The organism is Pseudodesulfovibrio nedwellii, from assembly GCF_027923765.1.
In the GTDB taxonomy this organism is placed as follows: domain Bacteria; phylum Desulfobacterota; class Desulfovibrionia; order Desulfovibrionales; family Desulfovibrionaceae; genus Pseudodesulfovibrio; species Pseudodesulfovibrio nedwellii.
In genome coordinates, this window is the sequence record NZ_AP026709.1 from 995,087 (window position 1) to 1,009,938 (window position 14,852).

Sequence of the window (14,852 nt, forward strand, 5' to 3'; positions counted from 1 at the left end):
ACGGGAGAGTCAAAGCGACTATTGGTGGAAATTGAGAAGAACCCAATGACTCCGAGAGCCGCCAAACTCCCGAATTCGAGAAGCAGTAAGCGCACTCCTTTCGTCTGACCGTTGCTTTATCAGCCTTGGCACCGTCGAAATGAGGAGACATTCACAATTATGCAAGAGGGCTGACAACAACTATCATAAAAGAAGAAGCACGCTCACTTTTCTCCCTCTATGAAAACGGTAGGGGAAAACAGATAAAGCCGCAACCCCAACACATTCATAGATTTTAACAAAAATGTGCAACTTTTTTCGGACAACTAAAGGAGGATACTGTAGGTCTCATAAAAAACAGGATAAAAATAATCCCATTTTTCAGAGTAGAATTATAAAATAATAACAAAAAAAGTGAAATTTTTCAGAATCACTCGGCAAACTCATCAGAATCGAGCGTCTTTCTGGCCGCCATTGCTAAAAAGTCAGCCGGAGAAATATTGTTTTTACGACAACACTTCTCAATTCGCTCTAAAAGATGGGTATGCATGACAAGCTCGAACTCTTCAAAATCAGTTCCATCGCCTTTCACGGAAATATTAATAGCTTTTTTAGACTTATTCTCTGTTTGCGCCAGAATTTTTTTCTTTTCTGAAGGCTCTGGCAAGATTTTACCGCGTTCAACAAGGTCTTCAGCAAACATAGCCAAAGCTTCATGTGCGTGATCAACAGCCTCACTGAGCGTTTCACCACACGTGGTACACGCTGGAAAGTCCGGAAAGGTAACCGAATATCCCTGCTTGTCTTTTTCAAATAACGCCACATACTGCATTGATCTGTCCTTTTATTGTAAAAAACTAAACACTGACTTAGTTCGCATTTCCCGCAGCCAATGCAAGCACCTTCCTGCTCACGAGCATAAACACCTCGGAATCAGCCTGAAGATGACCAGCCAAAACTTCGGCTTCATCACCAGAGCCACAAAACAAATCCATTCGAGTTCCCTTGATAGCTCCACCCGTATCTTGAGCCAATACTAACGACATAAACGGCTCGGAACCGCCATCCGCAGTAAGCAATGACGTTTTAAGCGCCACAACGCTTCCCAACGGGATCATATTCCTGTCAACGGCCACGCTCACTCGCGGCGTCAGGATACCACCAAATGAACCGTAAGGGCCTTCATCGGCCAATCGAAAAAAAACATAGCTCGGATTTGCATAGAGAATCTCTTCTATCTTATCTGGATTCTCAGTAAGAAACGTTCGAATGCGCTGCATACTCATCTCTTCTTTGGGGACATACCCCTTGTCGATAAGCAAACGGCCAATGGAAACGTATTGACGACCATTTTTCCCTGCGTACAGAATATGCTTGGTGCTCCCGTCAGGAAAAGCCAACCGCCCGGAGCCTTCTATCTGAAGGAAAAAAGCGTCTACCAAGTCTGAGGTCCAAGCCACTTCCTGTCCTTTTCCATACAACACACGCTCCCCATCGATTGCTGCACGATCATGGTATGGTTCAATGCCGTTCTCTCCCATTCGATAGACAAGAGACTGTCCTTTCCACCGAGGATGAAAACCACTCAAATTGGTCGTTTTAAGATCATCAGGCACTCCATAAAGCGGAAACTTGTACGTTTCATCAGGGGTCAAAGAAGCAGCCAACCATGGCTCGTAATACCCCGTCAGCAACGTACGGGGTGCAAGTTTAAGCCATTGAAACCGCTCCGCTGCCAAACGCGGATTTTGATCCAGCTGGTCAAGCATACCGAGGAGTTCTGTGACGGATTCTCCAAGCTGTGCCCATGTCAATTGCAAACCGGATTGATCTACACAAATCGCTTCCTGCGGACGAGAACGTATGTAGCGAAGATTCTGTTCCAACGCAGGTCGAAGTTCCGTCCATGATTGCATTCCCTGCAACCCACTGGACAAATTGTCGGCTAGGTCCTCGGCTTCATTCATATCAAGAGGAATATACGTCGGCTTGTCATCTATGACAGGCATTCGAGTAGTTTCAGGTCCACATCCAAAAAACGAAATGAGTAAAGCAGCCATAATAACAGGTAAAATCAATCGTACACGCATTATTCACATTCCTCGGAGTCCTTGAGGTCTTCGGCGTATTCCTCAATGTAGATTTGCAGCATGACCATGACGAAACTCAGAATAAGAGGGCCGTAAAAAATGCCCAGCATCCCAAAAGAATAGACGCCGCCAAGAATGGCCAGAAGTATATAAAAAGTAGAAACGCGAGCCGCCTCACGCATAAAAATCGGTCGAAGGATTGTGTCAATACCGACCACAAATATTCCACAATACAACGCAAGGAATAAAGCCATTTTCCAATCGCCCACCAAGAAAAGATATATCACGGATGGTACCCAGATCAATCCGGTTCCAAGGACGGGAATTAGTGAGGACAAAGCCATAATGGCTCCCCAGAAAAAAGCAGGGATACCAACTACCGCCAGCCCGATCCCTCCGGCTACTCCTTGAAGAATGGCCACCAGCAGGCATCCCATGAGCACTCCACGGGCCACCCGCTTGAGCGAATCAATAATAAAATCTTCCTGCCGTCTTCTCAACGGAGACAAATGCTTAATATATTCAACCATCTTCGCACCGTCACGCAGAAAATAAAACAGAATAAAGACCATAAGCAGAAAATGTAAAACAAACTTCGCACCGTTTCTTACTAAATCGGTACCAAAGGTAAGCATCCCCTGAGCAAACTGTCTGGAATACTGAATCACACTTGCCTTGATATCGACTTCATCAATCCGCAGAAAAGGCAATTCTTCATTGATCATATGGACATATTTATCCAACATATCAAGGCTCATATGCGACTTGTACAGTCCTTGCGCCACCCATTGATTCAAAGAAACAAGCGATTCAACTCCTTGACCAATAAGCGCCATAAACAAAAAGGCCATAGGCAAAATCAAGGCAAAAACGATGATGGAAACGGTCATGACCGATGCCAAATTGCGCCGCCCCTTACAGATCTTCAAAGCCCAGACAAAAACCGGGGCAAAAAGCACAGCAAGCACCGTAGAAAAAATCAAGGTATGCAAAAAAGGCGCGATCAAAGAAAACCCCAGATACAAGGATAAGGAAAAAAGCAGGAGAAAGAAGACCTTATAGATCCCTCCGTCCAGCAACGGGACTGATTTCTTTTTGTCACTCATGATAAATCACGCTCCACAGGGTGCCGAAATGCCAACATTTTTACTCATTGTTCAGCGTTGATTGTATGATAGCGGCGATGGTGTCAATATCCACGGGCTTGGAAACGTAATCATTCATGCCCACATGAATGCATCTTTGTTCGTCTCCCCACATTGCACGCGCTGTCAATGCGACGATAGGAACATCGGGATTCAGGCAGCCCGTATCCGCTTTCCGTATAAGTCGAGTCGCTTCGATACCATTCATAATAGGCATTTCAACATCCATAAAAACTATGTCGAACTCCTGCTCTTTGAGTACATCCACTGCCTGCGCTCCGTTTTCTGCCAAGAAAACATTGCACCCCATCTTCTGAAGTAATCTGACAATATATCGCTGATTGACCAAATCATCTTCCGCCACAAGGACATTCGCTCCCTTGAGCGGAGATTGATCACTCAATACGGTCGCCGATGGTGCCTGATCTTCATAGCGACTTCTCTTGAAGGGCAGAATAACGGAAAAGATACTCCCCTTTCCTTCAACACTGGAACATTTGATCACACCGCCAAGAACACTCACAAGCCTGCTGACAATAGCGAGACCTAAACCCAATCCCCCTGTCGCATGACGCAAATGGTCCTCGGCCTGATTGAAACTCTCAAAAATATCATCCAGCTTTTCTGCGGGAATACCGATTCCAGTATCCTGAATCAGTACTTGAACAGCCAAATCGACATCGCGATCAGCCGCAAACGTTTCATCCCCATTACTGGGCGGAGACACATCCACCATAACCTGTCCGGAGGAAGTAAACTTCACGGCGTTGTTGATGAGATTGCCCAATATTTGCCTAATTTTGGCGGTATCACTTCTAATCCAGCCGGGAACATCCGGGGAGATGGAATACTCAAGCGTAACGCCTTTAATTTTAGACGTCCGTTTATACTGGGACAACAAACCGGACACCATATCTTCCAGACGAAAATCCATTTCCCGCACCGGAAGAGAACTGGCTTCAATCTTGGAATAATCAATTATTTGATTCAGAACCGATAATAGGGACCTGGATGATTCACGGATAAGCTGAACATTCTCCCGATACGGAGCATCAATATCGGACATAAGCAACAATTCGGTCATACCGAGTACACCATTCATAGGTGTTCTCAATTCATGGCTAACTGTTGCGAGAAAAGATGTTTTGGCCCGATTAGCTGCCTCGGCTTCGCGCTTCGCCTTTTTCAGTTCCCGTTCCATCTGGTGTTTGTAAAGACCTATTTCAATAGCTAATTTAAGTTCATTACGATCAACGGGCTTGACCAGATAACTCAATAGGCCTGTGTTTTTTGCCCGATGAAGGACATCCTCGTCCACCACTTCGGTCAGATAGATGACTGGAATGTCAAAATGACGAAGGATCTCCTCGGCGGCCTCTACGCCATCCATGACTCCTTCAAGTTGAATATCCATAAGCACAAGATCAGGATTAAGTGATTCCGCCATCTCGATGGCTCTATCTCCACTTGTGGCGTAGCCGCTGACATCATATCCAGCCCGTTCCAAAGCAGCCTGAATATCAAGCCGGACAACAGCATCATCTTCCACAAGCAGAATCTTTTCTGTCGGCATACAGCATCTCCCTCGCGCATTGGTTCAACAGCAACATAGTTACCATAACCAAGAACCAAGAGTAACCCCGTTAAAACCATTATTTTCTAAAGGACGACGCATTATTACACTATTGGCAATAGCCCACCGACACCCACTCATATTCAGCTTTAAATGCCTAAAAAACTCTACTTTACAGTAAAAGCCACTATTTCATTTTCCTCAACAATGACGTTGAAAACGTTGCTGTAGTTGAACTATATGAAAACTCTCTTGATATTTCCAACTATTAAAGCTAAGTAATAATTTCGCTCAATAGACAAAAATGTTCACTGAGCGGGTGTCAAGGACCCAAGACCTCATCGTGTTGTTTTAACCCGGACAACATCGCGAGGCACAGGGCCCAAGCCAACAGGCATGTTATTTTAACCCGAACAACAGCCGTGGCAAAGGCTCCAAAGCCTCTGGCTTGTCGTTTTAACCCGGACGACATTTCAAGGTATGGGCATACCATAACCCCAATTTCACTGGAGGAAAGGATGAAACGCATCATTACAATTCTGGCTGCGCTGTCTCTGCTTCTGTGCGCCGCCATGTCGGTCCAGGCGGCTGACATCGATCTCGCCAAAAAATCCACCCTAGAAAAAGTCATCCAAAGCGGCGAACTGCGCGTTGGTACCGAAGCAGGCTACATGCCTTTCGAAATGACCGACAAGAAAGGTCAAGTCGTCGGTTTCGATATGGATATGTGTAAAGAAATGGCCAAGGCCATGGGTGTCAAACTGACTATCATCAACACGGCATGGGATGGAATTATCCCCGGCCTGCTGTCCAACAAATACGATATCATCGCTTCCGGCATGACCGTCAATCAGGAACGCAATCTTAAAGTCAATTTCGCCAATCCATATATAGTTGTGGGTCAGACCGCTTTGATCAATAAGAAATGGGCTGACGAAATTAAGACATACAAAGATCTGAACAACCCCAAATACACGATTACTTCCAAACTCGGCACGACAGGAGAACAGGCCGCCAAACGCATGTTCCCCAAAGCGCAATACAAATCTTTTGAGATGGAAGATCAGGCCATGCTGGAAGCTCTTAACGGAAAGGCCACTGCCACCGTTTACGACCTGCCCATGACCTCCATTTTCTACGCTCAACGCGGTAAAGACGCTGACATGAAATTCTTGAACGAACCTTTCACTTACGAGCCTCTGGGCTGGGCCATCAACAAAGGTGATCCCGACTTCCTGAACTGGCTCAACAACTTCCTCGTTCAAATGAAAAACGATGGCCGCTACGACCGCATCTACAACAAGTGGTTCGGTTCCAACAAGTGGCTCAAAAACGTTCAGTAAACCACACAGAATCTTCCGGGGATCGTGTATACACGGTCCCCGGACTTTTTTCCGTTCTTTACCTTACCGAGTAAATCAATGACAGATACTGCGACCGTTGGAACTCCCAAAGGATTTAACAAAAATACTTTTTGGAAGGCAGTCTATTTCGTCCTGCTCTTCATTGTCATCGGCGGCTTCTATTGGGCCACGGAGCAAGCTGATTACATCTGGAGATGGAACCGTCTTCCCAGATATTTCTACTACGTCGAGACAATAGACGTAACGGCCGAAATCGAAGGCGAAGTCGCCTCCATCACCCAAAAAGATGATGATTCCGTCGTCATAATCGAAGGCGGAGGCGAATCAGAATATTACACCATCCCTGGCTCTGACGTTCGCGTAAGCGTAGGCGACACCATTTATATGGGCGATCCCATAGGCGTCTATGAAGAAGGCAGGATGGGCCTGCTTCTTGATGGTCTGTTGGTGACCATCGAAGTCAGCCTTGTTTCCATTTTTCTTGGCATTCTTCTCGGCCTGTTCACGGGCCTTGCAAGAATATCAAACAACCCCTGCCTAAAATGGGGGGCCATTACCTATATTGAATTGATTCGAGGTTCTCCCCTACTCGTCCAAATCATGATCTGGTACTTTGTTCTTGGAACCATTATCAATAATCTATTGGCAAAAGCCGACTTGTTCCAAATTCCTGAACTGTGGTTTGCTGTAGCATCCCTTGCCATTTTTGCCGGTGCCTATGTAGCCGAAATTGTTCGTGCAGGTATCCAGTCCATCCACAAGGGACAAATGGAAGCGGCCCGATCTCTCGGAATGACCAAGGCTACGGCCATGCGCAAAATCATCCTGCCCCAGGCCTTCAAACGCATACTGCCCCCATTGGCCGGTCAGTTCATCAGTCTGATCAAAGACTCATCACTGCTAGGCGTCATCGCAATACGCGAGCTGACCAAAGCAACGCGTGAGGCGGTCACCACCAGCCTCATGCCCTACGAACTGTGGTTTCTGTGCGGTATCATGTATCTCGTGATCACGTTCACCCTGTCCATGTTCGTTCAATATCTTGAAAAAAGGACAGCGGAGGTCTAAACATATGATAGATGTCAAAAACGTATATAAGACCTTTTTCGTCCCGCATGAAATTCAAGCCCTGCACGATGTGTCCTACCACATCAATCCAGGCGAGGTGGTCGTCGTCATCGGCCCATCCGGGTCCGGCAAGTCCACTTTCCTTCGGTGCCTCAATCGTCTGGAACATGCCAACTCCGGCCATATCATGATCGATGGCGTGGACGTTCTCGCCCCCAAGACCAATATCAACAAAATCCGCATGGAAGTAGGCATGGTTTTCCAGTCCTTTAACCTCTTCCCGCACCTAACCGTGCTGGAAAACGTCACTGTGGGCCAAACGTCCGTTCGTAAACGTGGTAAAACGGAATCTGCAGAAAATGCCATGAACTTACTCAACAAGGTCGGCATCCACGCCAAGGCTGACAACTACCCCGCCCAACTCTCCGGTGGCCAAATGCAGCGCGTCGCTATAGCCCGCGCTCTGGCCATGGACCCCAAGGTCATGCTCTTTGATGAGCCAACCTCGGCACTAGACCCGGAAATGGTCGGCGAGGTTCTCGACGTCATGAAAGCCTTGGCCAAAGAAGGCATGACCATGGTCGTCGTCACCCACGAAATGGGCTTTGCCCGCGAAGTGGCCGATCATGTCGTCTTTATGGATGAAGGAAAAATTGTCGAAGTCGGTACCCCTGAACACTTCTTCACCGACCCCGAGCACGAACGTACAAAACTCTTCCTGAGCCAAATACTATAAATGGACCTATCAATCTCACATTCCAAATGAAAGGGTTGCGGTTTACCGCAACCCTTTTCCTGTAAAGAACAGATATCCGACACTCTCCTCACTCCAAATAAACTCTCCACCGTTCTCTGCTATCTCTCATCATCATTTGACACCATTCAGAAAACGAAAACAGTTCCCCTTGTGTGTGAGTAAAAACACGTATACAAACTCCCATCATCAACTTATATGTGAAATGAATAACTCATTGTCGGTGTTATTCGGCTCAATATTTTCTCCATCGTTGCACAATAAACGATTATAGAGCTCCAATGAAAAATATTTCAAATATACACCCCAAAAAAATCTTAGCCTGCCAACTCCGACAAATCGGGGATGTCGTGCTTGCTACGCCATCTATCCGGCTGCTCAAGGAACGATTCCCGGACGCTGAACTGGATGTGTTGACAGAAAAAAAATGCGCATCTGTTCTGGAGAACAACCCGCATATCAGCCATATCTGGACTATCGACAAAAAAGCTCTCAGCAACCCTCTTACCGCACTCAAATACTATAGAAAAGTCGGCAAAAGCGGCTATGATCTCATTGTTGATTTTCAACAGCTCCCACGCTGTAAATGGGTCGTTCGTTTTTCAACGGCTCCAGTTCGTTTGACCTTTCAACCACCATGGTACAACCGTCACCTCTACACCCACTGGACGAAGCCCCTCAACGGCTATGCAGCCAAATGCAAAGCAAGCGTTCTCCGCCCCTTGGGCATTGAGTGGAAGAACGAACCACCTGAAATCTTCTTCACAAAAGAAGAAAAAGACTGGGCCAAAAAGTTCATTGCCTCACAAGGCATGGAGCCATGCCGCTTTGTAACTGTCGACCCCAGCCATCGCCGAATCACCCGGAAATGGCCTGAACGTCACTTTGCCGGCCTCATTCAGCTCATGAGAAAAGACTATCCTGATCTGAAATTCTTCGTATTGTATGGCCCCGAAGAACTACCGGTTGCGCAAGAAGTAGCCAAAATCGCCGGAGACGGTGTTATCATTTCCGACAACATGCTTTCCCTCCGCGAAATGGCTGCAGTCCAATCTATGGCAGCACTCCATGTAGGAAACTGTTCGGCCCCCCGACACTTTGCCGTAGCGGTAGACACTCCTTCTTTGGTTATTCACGGCGCCACTGGCTTTGGTTGGCGATTTCCATCAGACGAACACGTCAGCTTGGATAAGGGGTTACCTTGCCGTTCCTGCAACCAAAACAAATGCGAAACCAGAGAATGTCTGGAAACTTTTCATCCCGAAGAATGTTTAGACGAAGCCTTACGCCTCCTCGCCTTAAGGTATGCTCCCTAATTTTACATTTGAAGATGTCCAAAATCAAAACATTGACATAAACGGACATATCATCCTCTGACGCTCTCATATTCCTCTCTTGCCTTCCTCTAATGGAGGACATATGTTCACAATAAATTACAAGATCTTCCGTCTCAAATAGGAATGGGTATAGTATGAATCTGAAAGGAAAAAAAATTCTCGTCACCGGCTCAGATGGTTTTATCGGTTCCCATCTGGTCGAATATCTGGTTCGCCAAGGGTATTCGATCCGCGCCTTTGTCCTTTACAATTCCTTCAACTCTTGGGGATGGCTCGACGAATCTCCCAAGGAAATCACGGACAATCTGGAGATATTCTCTGGTGACATTCGCGATCCCAACGGGGTACGTGAAGCCATGAAGGGATGTGATGTGGTCATGCATCTTGCTGCACTTATCGCCATCCCGTATTCCTACCACTCTCCGGACACGTATGTTGATACCAATGTCAAAGGCACTCTGAATATCGTTCAAGCGGCCAAAGACCTTGGTGTAGAACGTGTTGTGGTCACTTCCACAAGTGAAGTCTATGGTACGGCGCAATTTGTTCCCATCACCGAAGATCATCCACTTCAAGGTCAATCACCATACTCAGCCACAAAGATTGGGGCTGACCAGATAGCCATGAGCTTCTACAATGCTTTTGAAACGCCTGTGTCCATCATTCGCCCGTTTAACACCTACGGTCCTCGCCAGAGTGCTCGTGCTGTCATTCCAACCGTTATTACGCAAATTGCCAATGGCGCGGAGACTATCAAACTCGGCGCACTCACACCCACTCGCGACTTCAACTATATATCCGATACAGTTCGCGGTTTTGAAGCAGTAGCGGCATCTGACGCTTGTGTAGGTGAAGTGGTCAACGTAGGAAGCGGCTTTGAAGTATCCATAGGCGACACCGCACAAGCCATTGCTGATGTGATGGAAGCAGATATCAAAATAGTCTGCGATCAGGAACGAATTCGCCCTAAGAATAGCGAAGTTGAAAGATTATTTGCCGGAAATGAAAAGGTCAAAAAACTTTGTGGTTGGGAACCAGAATTCAACGGGTTAGACGGCTTCAAACGCGGCCTTGAATTAACAGCCAAATGGTTCGCTGACGGTGAAAATCTTAAACGCTATAAAGCAGACATATACAATATTTAGGACAGCCTAATGTTTGACGACGTACTCTCTTTCATCAGACAACTCTATCGGGAACCCGAGGGTTTCATCCCTCTCCATGCACCTATTTTTTTCGGACACGAAAAGGAATATCTATGCGACTGCATCGACTCCACTTTCGTTTCCAGTGTGGGAAAATATGTTGACCGATTCGAAGATATGGTCTGCGATTTCACAGACGCGGCCCGAGCTATTGCCGTGGTCAATGGCACCTGCGGCCTAACCGCAGCCTTGGGCATGGTCAATGTACGCCCCGGCGACCTCGTCCTGACTCAGGCATTGACTTTTGTAGCCTCGGCCAACGCCATCAGCCACACCGGAGCCAAACCAGTTTTTCTCGACTCGGACAGGGACAGCCTGGGAATGAGTCCGGACGCACTGAAAGCATTTTTAAAAAATCATAATCCTGCTGACGGGCATATTGCCGCTTGTGTACCGGTTCACATTCTGGGCCACGCCTGTCGTATCCGTGAGATCTGCGAAATCTGTGCAGAATACGACATTCCGGTGGTAGAAGATGCCGCCGAAGTCCTTGGAAGTCGTTACGAAGGACAGCATCTCGGCACTTTCGGTACGTTTGGGGTCCTCAGCTTCAACGGAAACAAAACCATTACCACCGGTGGCGGTGGTATGATCCTGACAAAAGATGCTGAACTGGGTGCGCACGCCAAGCATATGACCACCACCGCCAAAATCCCACACAAGTGGGAATTCCGCCACGACAACATCGGCTGGAACTACCGCATGCCAAACGTCAACGCAGCCTTAGGCTGTGCGCAGATGGAAAAACTTGACGCTATCCTCATGGACAAACAGGTCATTGCTTCAGCGTACAAAGCTTTCTTTGAAGAAAAAAAAGATATTACGTACGTCGATGCGCCAACAAATTGTACGGCCAATTATTGGCTAAACACCATTCGATTCGATTCACAGGAACAACGCGATATTTTTCTGACCAAGAGCAACGATGCAGGCATTATGACTCGCCCCCTGTGGACCTTAATGTCCGACTTGCCCATGTACACAAACAACCTCAATGATGGTTTGATCAACGCCAGATATCTGGCTGCTCGAGCCGTCAACCTGCCAAGCAGCCCCCGTAAGGAGGAATGCGCATGAACCGCAACTCAGTCTTTATAATCGCCGAAGCAGGAGTCAATCACAACGGAGACATGGACCTCGCTCGCCGACTGATAGAGGTGGCAGCAAAGGCCGGAGCGGATGCGGTAAAATTCCAAACCTTCAGAGCCAAAGAAATCGTCACGACTCTGGCCCAAAAGGCAAACTATCAAAAAGAGACTTCTGGAGCTAAAGAATCCCAGTTCGCCATGTTAAAAAAGCTGGAACTGGATACAAGGGCGCACGAAAATCTCATAGCCCATGCTCAAAAAAACAATATAGAATTTCTCTCCACACCTTTCGATGCAGAAAGTCTGGACATGCTCCTTGAACTCGGTATTGCCACCATTAAAATTCCATCCGGAGAAATAACCAATCTCCCCTACCTGCGCCGAGTGGGCAACAAGGGAGTCCCCATTGTCATGTCTACAGGCATGACCACGTTGGAAGAAGTCAAAGCTGCTGTCACGGTCCTCATGGAAACAGGGGCATCAGCTAAAGACATAACCCTACTCCACTGCAACACCCAATACCCAACACCTCTTGAGGATGCCAACCTCAAAGCCATGGACACACTGGCTCTCACTTTTCCTGAATGTGCAATTGGTTATTCAGACCACACTCCCGGCATAGCCTGCCCAATAGCGGCTACAGCCATGGGTGCTTCCCTCATCGAAAAGCACTTCACTCTGGATAAAACCATGGAAGGGCCGGACCATGCAGCGTCCATTAACCCTGAGGAACTGACTGCCATGGTTTCCGGCATCAGAGATATTGAAAAGGCACTGGGTGATGGGACCAAACAGCCAAGCGTAAGCGAAAAAGAAAACATCAACATTGCTCGGCGTTTTCTCGTGGCGGCCGCCCCCATTATGGCAGGAGAACCGTTTACCAAAGCCAACGTGGTCGCCAAACGAACTGGGCAAGGTGGGATTTCTCCCATGCGATGGGATGAAATTATGCAAAAATCAGCATCTAGGAATTTCCATACCGGGGAGATTATTGAGCTATGAAAATTTGCGTTTTCACAGGTACACGCGCCGAATACGGCCTGCTACTCCCATTGCTCAAACGCATTGAGCAAGACTCTGATACCGAACTCCAACTTCTGGTCTCAGGGTCACATTTGTCTGACCGACACGGGCACACTGTCGACGCCATCATCGCGGACGGCTTCACAATCCAGGCTACAGTACCGCTTCAACTCAATGACGACACTCGCCTTGGAGTAGCAACAGCCATGGGTGAGGCTCTCACTGGCTGCGCTCATGCTTTGGATAAAATCAGGCCAGACATTCTCATACTACTCGGTGATCGATATGAATGTTTTGCCTGCGCCACTGCTGCCTCAATCCTGGGATATCCCATTGCCCATATCCATGGCGGAGAAGTAACCGAAGGAGCCATGGATGATTACTATCGCCACTCCATTACAAAAATGTCCCACCTCCATTTCACCTCTTGCGAAGCATACCGAGATCGAGTCATTCAATTGGGAGAACATCCAGACACTGTCTTCAATGTGGGAGCTCTCGGGGTAGAAAACATCATGACCACCCCCCTGATGGACAAAATTGAACTTGAGGCTGATCTCAATTTTTCCATGGGTGACAACTGTTTGCTCACGACCTATCATCCTGTAACTCAGGATAAAAATGATAAAACCCAACTCAATGAATTTTTCTCTGCCATTGAGACACTGCTCTCGGATGATCCGACTATGACAGCAATTATCACCGGGGCCAATGCCGATCCCGGCGGTAACGCCATTGATGAACGGGCCGCTCTACTTGCAAATAAACATCCTCGACAAACTTGCGTTGTTCCATCGCTTGGCCTTGTCCGATATTTATCCGCAATGAAGTACTGTAAAGCTGTCATTGGCAATTCCTCTTCCGGTATTTTAGAGGCACCAAGTTTCAAAATCCCTTCTATTAACGTCGGCATACGACAAAAAGGAAGAGAACAGGCCAAATCCGTATTCAACTCACCGTCTGTGTCTGAAATTCTTGTGCGAAGAACCCGCCGAGCCTTGGAAGCCGGTCAGACTCGAGTTGTCAAAGAAGTCCTGAACCCGTATGAAAAAGAAGGAACCAGCTTGCACATTTTCAATGAGATCAAGCAGGCTGCCTTCCAAGTTGCCAAACCATTTTACGACATCACGCACAGCCTGCTTGCAGGCGAGGAATAACCTATGACTCGTTGGAAAGAATCTATTATATCACCATCAGCCACTATCCGTGATTCAGTAGAGGCACTCAATAAATCATTGACACAGATAGCTTTGGTCGTCGAGGACTCAGGCCACCTCAAAGGAGTCATCACTGACGGCGATGTCAGGCGTGGTTTACTGGCAGGGAAAACACTGGAATCGCCTGTTTCTGGAATCATGGAAACAAATTTCTTCTCGGCCAATGAACACGACGACCAATCTGTTCTGCTGACAACCATGCGAGAGCAACAATTCCGCCAGGTACCTTTAGTTGATGACGAAAATCGTATTGTGGGTTTACGGACCCTCATGGACATGGTCACCCCTCCCAAAAAAGATAATTGGGTCGTACTCATGGCAGGCGGGCTGGGCCAACGATTGCGCCCCCTTACCGAGGATTGTCCCAAACCGCTTCTAACAGTGGGCGGCAAACCATTACTCAGCACAATTTTGGACCAATTCGTAGAATATGGCTTTGAACGTTTTTATATTTCCGTCAACTACCGCGCCGAAATGGTCGAAGACTACTTTGGCGACGGCTCAAAGCGTGGCGTGGAAATTCGGTACCTTCGAGAAGACAAACAACTAGGAACAGCCGGAGCTGTTGGCCTTATCCCCCAACAAACTGACAAACCAATTTTTGTCATGAACGGAGACCTGCTTACCCGCGTAGATTTCCCAGGCATGCTTGCTTTTCATCAGGAACAAAAAGCCCGAGCAACAATGGCAGTCCGCAGATTCGACATTCAAGTTCCATATGGTGTGGTCAATGTTGAAGACAACATAATCACGCATCTTGAAGAAAAACCAACACATAAATTTTTCGTCAACGCGGGAATCTACGTGTTGGATCCGGACATTGCCGCATCTATCCCTAAAAATGAGTACCTGGATATGCCGACCCTGTTTAGTCAGCTCATGAACAAAGACGAAACGACATCGGCTTTCCCCATCCATGAATACTGGATGGATATTGGCCGTAAACAAGATTTTGATCAGGCCAATTATGATTACGACATGCACTTTCGCGTAAAGGAAGAGTGCTAAC

Annotated in this window: 13 protein-coding genes; 9 read left to right on the top strand and 4 right to left on the bottom strand. The window is 47.4% G+C overall.

What is annotated here, in order from left to right:
* Positions 1–409: 409 nt before the first annotated feature.
* The 4 genes from SYK_RS04865 to SYK_RS04880 are packed head-to-tail and all read right to left on the bottom strand — an operon-like array spanning position 410 to position 4,787.
* Positions 410–811, bottom strand: a complete 402-nt coding sequence (locus SYK_RS04865; protein WP_281762476.1) for a type II toxin-antitoxin system HicB family antitoxin — start codon at positions 809–811, stop codon at positions 410–412.
* A gap of 37 nt (positions 812–848) precedes the next feature.
* Positions 849–2,069 carry a murein transglycosylase A gene (gene mltA / locus SYK_RS04870; protein ID WP_281762477.1) on the bottom strand — a complete coding sequence of 407 codons (1,221 nt, stop codon included), beginning with the start codon at positions 2,067–2,069 and terminating at the stop codon, positions 849–851.
* Complete coding sequence (locus SYK_RS04875; RefSeq protein ID WP_281762478.1) at positions 2,069–3,175, bottom strand: AI-2E family transporter; 1,107 nt, start codon at positions 3,173–3,175, stop codon at positions 2,069–2,071. The genes mltA and SYK_RS04875 overlap by 1 nt, the downstream gene beginning before the upstream one ends.
* A 40-nt stretch (positions 3,176–3,215) precedes the next feature.
* Complete coding sequence (locus SYK_RS04880) at positions 3,216–4,787, bottom strand: hybrid sensor histidine kinase/response regulator (protein WP_281762479.1); 1,572 nt, start codon at positions 4,785–4,787, stop codon at positions 3,216–3,218.
* A gap of 518 nt (positions 4,788–5,305) precedes the next feature.
* Between SYK_RS04880 and SYK_RS04885 the strand changes: the two genes are divergently transcribed.
* The 9 genes from SYK_RS04885 (at position 5,306) to SYK_RS04925 (ending at position 14,851) form a co-directional block, all read left to right on the top strand.
* Positions 5,306–6,130, top strand: coding sequence for a transporter substrate-binding domain-containing protein (locus SYK_RS04885; RefSeq protein WP_281762480.1), 825 nt, complete (start codon positions 5,306–5,308; stop codon positions 6,128–6,130).
* Positions 6,131–6,208: 78 nt separating this feature from the next.
* Positions 6,209–7,219 (top strand): amino acid ABC transporter permease, encoded by a 1,011-nt coding sequence (locus SYK_RS04890; RefSeq protein ID WP_281762481.1) that lies wholly within the window; start codon positions 6,209–6,211, stop codon positions 7,217–7,219.
* Positions 7,220–7,223: 4 nt separating this feature from the next.
* A complete protein-coding gene (locus SYK_RS04895; RefSeq protein ID WP_281762482.1) occupies positions 7,224–7,955 on the top strand; it encodes an amino acid ABC transporter ATP-binding protein in 732 nt (243 codons plus the stop codon).
* 299 nt (positions 7,956–8,254) lie between these two features.
* A complete protein-coding gene (locus SYK_RS04900; RefSeq protein ID WP_281762483.1) occupies positions 8,255–9,289 on the top strand; it encodes a glycosyltransferase family 9 protein in 1,035 nt (344 codons plus the stop codon).
* Positions 9,290–9,444: 155 nt separating this feature from the next.
* Entirely contained in the window at positions 9,445–10,455 is a 1,011-nt protein-coding gene (locus tag SYK_RS04905) for an NAD-dependent 4,6-dehydratase LegB (protein WP_281762484.1), read from the top strand.
* Between the two features lie 9 nt (positions 10,456–10,464).
* Positions 10,465–11,592 carry a LegC family aminotransferase gene (locus tag SYK_RS04910; RefSeq protein ID WP_281762485.1) on the top strand — a complete coding sequence of 376 codons (1,128 nt, stop codon included), beginning with the start codon at positions 10,465–10,467 and terminating at the stop codon, positions 11,590–11,592.
* The gene (gene neuB, locus SYK_RS04915) at positions 11,589–12,605 is read left to right on the top strand and encodes an N-acetylneuraminate synthase (RefSeq protein ID WP_281762486.1); all 1,017 of its coding nucleotides are present in this window, start codon (positions 11,589–11,591) and stop codon (positions 12,603–12,605) included. Before SYK_RS04910 ends, neuB begins: the two co-directional genes overlap by 4 nt.
* Complete coding sequence (neuC, locus tag SYK_RS04920; RefSeq protein WP_281762487.1) at positions 12,602–13,783, top strand: UDP-N-acetylglucosamine 2-epimerase; 1,182 nt, start codon at positions 12,602–12,604, stop codon at positions 13,781–13,783. Before neuB ends, neuC begins: the two co-directional genes overlap by 4 nt.
* Before the next feature lie 3 nt (positions 13,784–13,786).
* On the top strand, positions 13,787–14,851 hold the full coding sequence (locus SYK_RS04925; RefSeq protein WP_281762488.1) for a nucleotidyltransferase family protein: 1,065 nt from the start codon (positions 13,787–13,789) through the stop codon (positions 14,849–14,851).
* The last annotated feature ends 1 nt before the right edge of the window (position 14,852 follow it).